This window comes from Dietzia sp. SLG310A2-38A2 (assembly GCF_014145095.1).
Classification (GTDB): Bacteria; Actinomycetota; Actinomycetes; order Mycobacteriales; family Mycobacteriaceae; genus Dietzia.
Genome location: NZ_JAALDX010000058.1, coordinates 1 through 5,369 on the forward strand (window position 1 = coordinate 1; position 5,369 = coordinate 5,369).

Annotated in this window: 3 rRNA genes; all 3 read right to left on the reverse strand. The window is 55.9% G+C overall.

The annotated features are described in order from the left end of the window. Positions 1 to 9 precede the first annotated feature (9 nt). Positions 10 to 126, reverse strand: a 5S ribosomal RNA gene (rrf, locus tag G6027_RS02435). Between the two features lie 101 nt (positions 127 to 227). After that, positions 228 to 3,324: ribosomal RNA gene (locus G6027_RS02440) — 23S ribosomal RNA — on the reverse strand. Positions 3,325 to 3,677: 353 nt separating this feature from the next. Next, a 16S ribosomal RNA gene (locus G6027_RS02445) occupies positions 3,678 to 5,194 on the reverse strand. Together the 16S, 23S and 5S rRNA genes form the textbook arrangement of a ribosomal RNA operon. Positions 5,195 to 5,369: the final 175 nt, after the last annotated feature.

A 5,369-nucleotide genomic window follows, 5' to 3' on the forward strand; every position in this document is an offset into this window, starting at 1 on the left:
TGAAGTTGTGTTCGGCGGTGACCTACTCTCCCACACCCTCACGAGTGCAGTACCATCGGCGCTGGCAGGCTTAGCTTCCGGGTTCGGAATGGGACCGGGCGTTTCCCTGCCGCTATGGCCGCCGTAACTCTGTGAAACAAGGCCCTCACCGCGGATTTTTGGCCCGCGGTATGGGTGTGTTGTTTCAGATACTGCACAGTGGACGCGTAACAATTCTTGGCTTGTTTGTGTGTAAGCCCTCGGCCGATTAGTACCGGTCACCTCCACGCATTGCTGCGCTTCCAGTTCCGGCCTATCAACCCCATGGTCTGTGGGGGGCCTTAACCACGCAAGGTGGTGAGAAACCTCATCTTGGAACAGGCTTCCCGCTTAGATGCTTTCAGCGGTTATCCCTTCCGAACGTAGCTAACCAGCGATGCTCCTGGTGGAACAACTGGCACACCAGAGGTTCGTCCGTCCCGGTCCTCTCGTACTAGGGACAGCTTTCCTCAAGTTTCTTACGCGCGCGGCGGATAGAGACCGAACTGTCTCACGACGTTCTAAACCCAGCTCGCGTGCCGCTTTAATGGGCGAACAGCCCAACCCTTGGGACCTACTCCAGCCCCAGGATGCGACGAGCCGACATCGAGGTGCCAAACCATCCCGTCGATATGGACTCTTGGGGAAGATCAGCCTGTTATCCCCGGGGTACCTTTTATCCGTTGAGCGACACCGCTTCCACTTGCCGGTGCCGGATCACTAGTCCCGACTTTCGTCCCTGCTCGACGTGTCAGTCTCACAGTCAAGCTCCCTTGTGCACTTGCACTCAACACCTGATTGCCATCCAGGCTGAGGGAACCTTTGGGCGCCTCCGTTACTCTTTAGGAGGCAACCGCCCCAGTTAAACTACCCACCAGGCACTGTCCCTAACCCAGATCATGGGCCGAGGTTAGACGTCCAATACGATCAGAGTGGTATTTCAACAACGACTCCACACACACTGGCGTGCATGCTTCACAGTCTCCCACCTATCCTACACAAACCGAATCGAACGCCAATACCAAGCTATAGTAAAGGTCCCGGGGTCTTTTCGTCCTGCCGCGCGTAACGAGCATCTTTACTCGTAGTGCAATTTCGCCGAGTCTGTGGTCGAGACAGCAGAGAAGTCGTTACGCCATTCGTGCAGGTCGGAACTTACCCGACAAGGAATTTCGCTACCTTAGGATGGTTATAGTTACCACCGCCGTTTACTGGGGCTTAAATTCTCAGCTTCGCCTTGCGGCTAACCGGTCCTCTTAACCTTCCAGCACCGGGCAGGCGTCAGTCCGTATACATCGACTTACGTCTTCGCACGGACCTGTGTTTTTAGTAAACAGTCGCTTCTCTCTGGTCTCTGCGACCACACCCAGCTCCCACCGTGAAGATGTTCACCGGGCATGGCCCCCCTTCTCCCGAAGTTACGGGGGTATTTTGCCGAGTTCCTTAACCACAGTTCTCTCGATCGCCTTGGTATTCTCTACCTGATCACCTGTGTCGGTTTGGGGTACGGGCCGTGTATGAACTCACTAGAGGCTTTTCTCGGCAGCATAGGATCACTGAATTCCCCACAACGGGTATGCATCAAGTCTCAGCCTTAATGTGACACGGATTTGCCTATGTCACGGCCTACACTCTTACACCAGTACAACCACTGACTGGCCCAGCTACCTTCCTGCGTCACCCCATCGCTTGGCTACTACCAGATCAGGTCCCGCGCATCGGATCCACGTCATCCCGAAGGATGCTCTAGGACATTCAGGGCGGTTAGTATCACTGATTCACCATGGGCGCGCACACACGGGTACGGGAATATCAACCCGTTGTCCATCGACTACGCCTGTCGGCCTCGCCTTAGGTCCCGACTCACCCTGGGCAGATTAGCTTGACCCAGGAACCCTTGATCATTCGGCGGACGAGTTTCTCACTCGTCATTCGCTACTCATGCCTGCATTCTCACTCGTGTGGCCTCCACGCCTGGATCACTCCGACGCTTCTATGGCCACACGACGCTCCCCTACCCACCCACACACCTGCCCGGAGGAGGTTATTGTGTGAGTGCCGCGGCTTCGGCGGTGTACTTGAGCCCCGCTAAATTGTCGGCGCAGGACCACTTGACCAGTGAGCTATTACGCACTCTTTCAAGGGTGGCTGCTTCTAAGCCAACCTCCTGGCTGTCTCAGCGATCCCACATCCTTTTCCACTTAGTACACGCTTAGGGGCCTTAGCCGGCGATCTGGGCTGTTTCCCTCTCGACTATGAAGCTTATCCCCCACAGTCTCACTGCCGCACTCTCACACCTCGGCATTCGGAGTTTGGCTGACGTCAGTAACCTTGTAGGGCCCATCGGCCATCCAGTAGCTCTACCTCCGAGGTGAAACATGCGACGCTGCACCTAAATGCATTTCGGGGAGAACCAGCTATCACGGAGTTTGATTGGCCTTTCACCCCTACCCACAACTCATCCCCTCAGTTTTCAACCTAAGTGGGTTCGCGCCTCCACGACGTCTTACCGTCGCTTCACACTGGCCATGGGTAGATCACTCCGCTTCGGGTCTAGAGCATGCCACTATAATCGCCCTATTAGGACTCGCTTTCGCTACGGCTTCCCCACACGGGTTAACCTCGCGACATACCACTAACTCGCAGGCTCATTCTTCAAAAGGCACGCCATCAGCCCGAAAGCCTCTGACGGTTTGTAAGCACACGGTTTCAGGTACTATTTCACTCCCCTCCCGGGGTACTTTTCACCATTCCCTCACGGTACTAATCCGCTATCGGTCACCAAGGAGTATTTAGGCTTACCGGGTGGTCCCGGCAGATTCACAGCAGATTTCACGGGCCCGCTGCTACTTGGGAACACAAATCGCCCAGCCACAAAGTTTTCAGGTACGGGACTCTCACCCTCTACGGCCGACCCTTCCAAGTCGTTCCCCTAACCCGCGGACTATCAAGCGCCTGATCCGGCAGAACCAGGACATCATGCCCCACAACACCACACACGCAACCCCTGCCGGGTATCACACGCATGCGGTTTAGCCTCTTCCGCGTTCGCTCGCCGCTACTGACGGAATCACTGTTGTTTTCTCTTCCTGCGGGTACTGAGATGTTTCACTTCCCCGCGTTCCCTCCACACACCCTATGTATTCAGATGTGGGTAACACGCCATCACGCGTGCTGGGTTTCCCCATTCGGACACCCTCGGATCACAGCTCGGTTGGCAGCTCCCCGAGGCTTATCGCAGCCTCCTACGTCCTTCATCGGCTCTTGGTGCCAAGGCATCCACCGTGTGCTCTTACACACTTACATTCACAAACAATTAAAGATGCTCGCGTCCACTGTGCAGTTCTCAAACAACACACACCAACCCCACCCACACCCCAGGCCAACCGGCCACACGAGCATCTCGGGAATCAGTGCCATCAGAAACAGACCCACACCCCCAACCAACAGGAATGCGTTCCGGTGCTGTCTCAGACACCCAACAGTGTGTTTTGTCCGAACCACGCTCCCCCCAGCAACCAGCCCTGAGCCGGCGCCAAAGATCACGGCGAGTTCTACGCAATAGTGTTCCACCCAATGAGCCACAGAGCGCGCCACATTCGGACGCGAACCCTGCGCTAACTCTGACCACACCAACAGGCATGGTGAGTGCTCCTTAGAAAGGAGGTGATCCAGCCGCACCTTCCGGTACGGCTACCTTGTTACGACTTCGTCCCAATCGCCGATCCCACCTTCGACGGCTCCCTCCACAAGGGTTAGGCCACCGGCTTCGGGTGTTACCGACTTTCATGACGTGACGGGCGGTGTGTACAAGGCCCGGGAACGTATTCACCGCAGCAATGCTGATCTGCGATTACTAGCGACTCCGACTTCATGGGGTCGAGTTGCAGACCCCAATCCGAACTGAGACTAGCTTTAAGGGATTCGCTCCACCTCGCGGTCTCGCAGCCCTCTGTACTAGCCATTGTAGCATGTGTGAAGCCCTAGACATAAGGGGCATGATGATTTGACGTCATCCCCACCTTCCTCCGAGTTGACCCCGGCAGTCTCTCACGAGTCCCCACCATTACGTGCTGGCAACATGAGACAGGGGTTGCGCTCGTTGCGGGACTTAACCCAACATCTCACGACACGAGCTGACGACAACCATGCACCACCTGTATACAAGCCACAAGGGAAACGACATCTCTGCCGTCGTCCTGTATATGTCAAGCCTAGGTAAGGTTCTTCGCGTTGCATCGAATTAATCCACATGCTCCGCCGCTTGTGCGGGCCCCCGTCAATTCCTTTGAGTTTTAGCCTTGCGGCCGTACTCCCCAGGCGGGGCGCTTAATGCGTTAGCTACGGCACGGAATCCGTGGAAGGACCCCACACCTAGCGCCCACCGTTTACGGCATGGACTACCAGGGTATCTAATCCTGTTTGCTCCCCATGCTTTCGCTCCTCAGCGTCAGTTACTACCCAGAGACCCGCCTTCGCCACCGGTGTTCCTCCTGATATCTGCGCATTTCACCGCTACACCAGGAATTCCAGTCTCCCCTGTAGTACTCAAGTCTGCCCGTATCGCCTGCACGCCCCCAGTTGAGCTGGAGGATTTCACAGACGACGTGACAAACCGCCTACGAGCTCTTTACGCCCAGTAATTCCGGACAACGCTTGCACCCTACGTATTACCGCGGCTGCTGGCACGTAGTTGGCCGGTGCTTCTTCTGCAGGTACCGTCACTTTCGCTTCGTCCCTACTGAAAGGAGTTTACAATCCGAAGACCGTCATCCCCCACGCGGCGTCGCTGCATCAGGCTTTCGCCCATTGTGCAATATTCCCCACTGCTGCCTCCCGTAGGAGTCTGGGCCGTGTCTCAGTCCCAGTGTGGCCGATCACCCTCTCAGGCCGGCTACCCGTCGTCGCCTTGGTAGGCCATTACCCCACCAACAAGCTGATAGGCCGCGGACTCATCCTGCACCGAAAAACTTTCCAACCCCCACCATGCGGCAGGAGCTCATATCCGGTATTAGACCCGGTTTCCCAGGCTTATCCCGAAGTGCAGGGCAGATTACCCACGTGTTACTCACCCGTTCGCCACTCGTGTACCCCCGAAGGGGCCTTACCGTTCGACTTGCATGTGTTAAGCACGCCGCCAGCGTTCGTCCTGAGCCAGGATCAAACTCTCCATAAAAGCTTCTCAGCACTACAAAAAGCACAATCCAAGCAAAAAACAAACCAACAAACTGGCTGTTTCAAAAAACGCGACCCCCACGACAGGGATGTGAAAGGGTCGCAACCAAACAAAAAATTTGGCACTATCACAAACAAAACACACTGTTGAGTTCTCAAACAACACCACCACACCG